General features: G+C 33.7%; 4 protein-coding genes and 2 pseudogenes. 1 reads left to right on the top strand and 5 read right to left on the bottom strand.

Features of this window, described 5'->3' with window-relative positions:
* Positions 1–121: 121 nt before the first annotated feature.
* From CD112_RS13450 to CD112_RS13470, 5 genes and pseudogenes are all read right to left on the bottom strand, one after another.
* The gene (locus CD112_RS13450; RefSeq protein ID WP_126497901.1) at positions 122–451 is read right to left on the bottom strand and encodes a hypothetical protein; all 330 of its coding nucleotides are present in this window, start codon (positions 449–451) and stop codon (positions 122–124) included.
* 306 nt (positions 452–757) lie between these two features.
* Positions 758–1,158, bottom strand: a pseudogene (locus CD112_RS13455) (protein rep); the annotation flags it as partial.
* A 3-nt stretch (positions 1,159–1,161) separates the two neighbouring features.
* Positions 1,162–1,512, bottom strand: coding sequence for a DUF4064 domain-containing protein (locus CD112_RS13460; protein WP_023016211.1), 351 nt, complete (start codon positions 1,510–1,512; stop codon positions 1,162–1,164).
* Positions 1,513–1,550: 38 nt separating this feature from the next.
* Positions 1,551–2,588, bottom strand: coding sequence for a DUF4352 domain-containing protein (locus tag CD112_RS13465; RefSeq protein ID WP_103364485.1), 1,038 nt, complete (start codon positions 2,586–2,588; stop codon positions 1,551–1,553).
* Between the two features lie 228 nt (positions 2,589–2,816).
* Positions 2,817–3,842, bottom strand: a complete 1,026-nt coding sequence (locus CD112_RS13470; RefSeq protein WP_060804075.1) for a DUF4352 domain-containing protein — start codon at positions 3,840–3,842, stop codon at positions 2,817–2,819.
* Positions 3,843–4,311: 469 nt separating this feature from the next.
* On the opposite strand from CD112_RS13470, the pseudogene CD112_RS13475 reads away from it, so the two are divergent.
* Positions 4,312–4,518: pseudogene (locus CD112_RS13475) on the top strand (ornithine carbamoyltransferase); the annotation flags it as partial.

Consider the following 4,518-nt stretch of genomic DNA (forward strand, 5'->3'; position numbering starts at 1 on the left):
GGTATAGCAACTATAAGAAAAATGAAAGTAAGTGCAATTATTGCCATTATAGCTAGTATCGTAATAATATCGTCTATTTTTTTCATATAAAAAAGCCCGCCAAAAGCGGACTTTTTTTATTTTAATAACGTTTTGCCCAAGTAGCTTTATATACCCATTTCTTTTTAGGTAATTGATAAGGATTATCTCGGACTAATCTTTTCTCAGCTGTTCCATCAACAATTACACCTTTAGCATTACTAAAAGATAATACTCCATTAACAACAGTAGCAACGTTAGCAGACACTGTTAAGCTCGTACCAGCACTAAAGAATGCACCGATAATACCAGCAACACCAATACCAACATTTAAACTACCTTGTATTTTATTTTTAGGTATTTTCTTAGACCACTTTTTAGTTTTAGCTGCATATGTAGTTATTTTTTCCTGTTGAATCTGTTGCTCACTCATACCTAAGCTTCGCATTTGCTCATCCGTTAAATTTATTGGATCAATAGCAACAGGGCCATCAGAATTAACAAATTCCGAATAAGTAGTTACCTCTTTCGTTTTGGGGCTAATTTTCTTGTAAGAGCATAAGGGAAATATGCATACATTTAAAAATGTATGGTCTGGCGAAGCCAGACATTTCAAGAGTTATAGCGTTTTTCTCGATGTATGCATTTTTTTGCAAATGTACCCCTACAAATTGTGTGTACCCAAATTATACCCACCCTTTTTTAACATTTTCCAAAATAAAAAGCACTAACTTTGTAGCTAGTGCTGTAAATTTTTTAAGAAGTAATTTTGCTTTTCGAAATTCCAAATTGCAGTAATTGAATAAGCTTTTTCTTCAAGAGACCCTCATAACTCAACATATGCTTTCTGTACAAACCTCGTTCTAAACCACTCACAATTTCTGTATCTTTTTCTTTGTCTCCTGTTAAATAATCTGATGACTTCACCGAATATTTTGATGTCTCTTTGATTGCTGCTTGTATATCTGAATCACCTTTTTTGTTTGACTTAATCGCTTTAATATTTGCTACAGGTTTATAGTTGACCTTAAGTGCTTTTTGCCATAACTTAACCCATTCTTCTTGAGAAATATAATTATCTTTATTCTTAAAGTAACTGTTTTCAACACATAACAACACATGCATATGCTGATTATAACTGCGTTATTTTCGTAATAACGCTAAGACACCCGCAGCTAAGATTAAAATACCTGCGATGATTCCATAGATACCAATTAAGAAAAAGTCTAGTACACCTGCGATAATGAGCAAGATACTCATTAATACACGCTTTCTCTTAATTAAACAACTAATAATGAATGTCGCTATACTCATCAATATAACGATAATACCTAACGTATAGATATCACTGCTTCCAGCATTTCCGACAGCTTCATTCGCACTTGCGACCATTAATGTGGAAATCCCACCAATAATCCCAAATATACTGCCGACAATACCTAATACAATTTCTGCGATACGGTTTCTAGGTTTTTCATATCTTAATTCATCCATTTTTATAACTCACCTTTAAAACTAAAATTTATTTCTATCTACTCTTCTAACATCGCTTGATCTACTGCTTCTTCTTGTTTTTGAAGTTCTGCATCTAATTTCGCTTGTTCTTGTGCCTCACGCGCTGCTTGTTCGTCTTGACGTTTCATTTCTGCTTCATAGGCACGTTGATCAGCTTCTTCTTGTTTTTGTCTTTGTGCTTCTTCTCGTGCATCTATTTCATCTTGGCGCTTCATCTCTGCTTCGAACTCTTTATCGATACGATCTTGATTTTTTTGCCATTCTGCATCTTCACGTTCAAGTTGCTTTTGATATTCTTTATCCCATTCTGCTTCTAATTCATCATAAAGTTTATCAATACGTGCTGCTAAATCGTTGTATCCTTTATTTGTGACACCACGTGTAACGTGGTTCATTCTTTCTCCATCTGTTAATGCGTTATATTCATCTACTAACGCATTGTATTCTTCTGCTGTGTATGGATAATCCTCGCTATCGTCTTCAGCTTTTGTTTTATCTTTCTTCGTATCCGATTGGCTGTCAGCTTCATTATAACTGCCATCTTTAATCATTGCTTGATGAAGGTTCCATTTCGCTTTAACATTTGCAGTTTTAAAATACGTGTCCATTTCTAAGGTATAGACTTTGGCTTCTGGAACATCAAATGTTAAAGTGCCTGTCGCAGTTTTACCTTGGTTTAATTGATGAGAGAAAATACCGTCTGTACCATCTCCGCCAATCCAATCTGGATACGTTTCTCCTCTGACGTTCATTGTAAATGCGCTAGAATCTACAAGTACTTGATCGCTGTTATTGTTTTTAAATTTCAATGTCACTTTTAATACTTTACCGTTATTAGGCGCTTCGTAATCTTCATAATCATTTACATACTCTGCTTTAACTACTCGAACATCTACACCGTCAGCATCAACGATTTGCCCTACTCTGAATGTTTTCATTTCTTCTGTTGCTTTACCTCTTGCCTCTGTACCTTCTGTCTTTTCTTCAGACTTTGCGCCACTGCAGGCAACTAATAAAAATAATACACTAATCATCAAAAACCAAAGTCTTTTCATCTTTCTCTCTCCGCTCTGTATTTAGTTGTGAAACGATGACATTTCAATGCATTTATCATCAAATTGTCTTTATAGAAATATTTTATAATACTTTTAAGTAAAAGCAATCTTTTTTCGAATATTTATGAAGGTTTAGTGAATATTTTTCAATTAATACTTTAGAGTATAGGTAATTCAAATTAATACTATGTATAAATATAAAAAAGCCGCCATAGGCAGCTTTTTCAATTATTGTGAATCATCTTGAGATTGATTATTCGTATTTTGTTGTTTTTGTGCTTCTGCTTCACGTGCAGCTTGTTCATTTTGACGTTGTACTTGAGCTTCATAAGCACGTTGTTCCGCCTCTTCTTGTTTGCGTCGTTGTGCTTCTTCACGCGCATTGACTTCATCTTGGCGTTTCATTTCTGCTTCAAACTCTTTATTGATACGGTCTTGATTTTTTTGCCATTCAGCCTCTTCTTCTTTTACTGCTTTTTGATATGCAGCATCAAGCTCTTCTCCATAATCTTCTAGCAATTTATCTACACGATCAGCTAAATCATTGTATTCTTTGTTCGTAACTCCACGTGTGACATGGTTCATACGCTCACCTTTTGTGAAGGCATTGTATAAATCAACTAACGCATTATATTCATCGGCAGAATAAGGATAGTCTTTTTCTTTAGATGATTTTTTAGAACTTTTCTCTTTAGTATCAGATGCTGCTGCTTTATTTGTATCGTTTTGACTGTCACCTTTTTTAATCATTGCTTGGTGGATGTTCCATTTACCTTTAACATTTTTCTTTTTAAACTGCGCATCCATTTCTAATGTATAGACTTTAGCATCTGGTACATCGAACGTCAAAGATTCTACTGCAGTTTTTCCATGACTGAGTTGATGCGTGAAACTTCCTTCTGAATGATTACCGCCAACCCAGTCTGGATACGTTTCTCCTCTAATCGTCATTGCGAATGCGCTAGAATCCACAACCACTTTTGGTTTATTATTATTTTTAAATTTCAAAGTTACTTGTAATGCTTTCCCATTCTTTGGTGCATCAATATCACTGTAGTTATTAATGTATTCTGCTTTAATAACTTGAACATCCACACCATCGGCATCTACTATTTGTCCAATTTTGAATGTCTGCATTTGATCAGTGGCTTTACCTTTTTTAATTGTTTCGTCTGATTGATCATGTGATTTCAAACCGAAACAGCCCGCTAATAAAAATAATGCACTGATTACAATTAACCAAAGTTTTTTCATTGATATCTCTCCGCTCTGTCTTAGTTGTAAGTATCATAGATGTCTAATGGAGACATTTATTTTCTTGTATAACACTATCTTATATTACTTTTAACCAAAATCAATCTATTTTTAAGTTTTTGTTAAGCTCATGTAAAATATTTTTTATTTCCACGTTAAAAATGCTGAAAGTATAGGAATTCAGTGATTTTCTTTCTATTAATTTTTGTTGATTTTGAACAAAAAAGGGTTAACTTACACGGAATAGGTAATACAAATAAAAGCGAGTCATATATTCATACAAATAAATGAATATTTTTCTTTTTGTTATCGCTAAAAATGCACCTTTAAAGACACCTTATGCATAACGTTAACTTCTCAGACAAATTTAAAGTTATAACTAAATAATTGTGCAAAATTTCATTGACGAAACCAATAGAAAGCGTTTACAATTAATGTGAAATCAATCACATAGAGGAGTTGTATTAGAATGCAAAACTTAAGAAATAGACATTTCCTAACATTATTAGATTTTTCACAGAAAGAGATGGAGTTCCTACTGAACTTATCAGAAGATTTAAAACGTGCAAAATACGCAGGTATTGAGCGACAAACACTTAAAGGAAAAAACATTGCATTAATTTTCGAAAAAGACTCAACTCGTACTCGTTGCGCATTTGAAGTTGCGGCAGCTGAC

The sequence above is a fragment of the Staphylococcus simulans genome, from assembly GCF_002902285.1.
Classification (GTDB): Bacteria; Bacillota; Bacilli; order Staphylococcales; family Staphylococcaceae; genus Staphylococcus; species Staphylococcus simulans.